This window comes from Exiguobacterium sp. s83 (assembly GCF_018617095.1).
GTDB classification, from domain to species: domain Bacteria; phylum Bacillota; class Bacilli; order Exiguobacteriales; family Exiguobacteriaceae; genus Exiguobacterium; species Exiguobacterium profundum.
Genome location: NZ_JACSJP010000020.1, coordinates 1 through 373 on the forward strand (window position 1 = coordinate 1; position 373 = coordinate 373).

Here is a 373-nt window from a genome sequence, read left to right on the forward strand (position 1 = left end):
AACAAGGTAGCCGTATCGGAAGGTGCGGCTGGATCACCTCCTTTCTAAGGAAAATGCCCATGTGGCATTGCCCATCGTTCAGTTTTGAGAGACCAAAACCTCTCTAAGAGGGCCTATAGCTCAGCCGGTTAGAGCGCACGCCTGATAAGCGTGAGGTCGGTGGTTCGAGTCCACTTAGGCCCACCATTTTTATGAAAAATTCCAATACGGGGCCTTAGCTCAGCTGGGAGAGCGCCTGCCTTGCACGCAGGAGGTCAGCGGTTCGATCCCGCTAGGCTCCACTTTTGTTCCTTGAAAACTGAAGATTCATCAAGACATCAAAAACCAATTTCACATATGGTCCATAATGGACCGTGTGTCTTAGACGCTAGAT

At 50.1% G+C, this 373-nt stretch carries 2 tRNA genes; both read left to right on the plus strand.

Going from position 1 to position 373, the window contains the following annotated elements:
* The first annotated feature begins 109 nt into the window (after nt 1-109).
* Nucleotides 110-186: transfer RNA gene (locus tag KNO73_RS14915), tRNA-Ile, on the plus strand.
* Between the two features lie 22 nt (nt 187-208).
* Nucleotides 209-281, plus strand: a tRNA-Ala gene (locus KNO73_RS14920).
* The last annotated feature ends 92 nt before the right edge of the window (nt 282-373 follow it).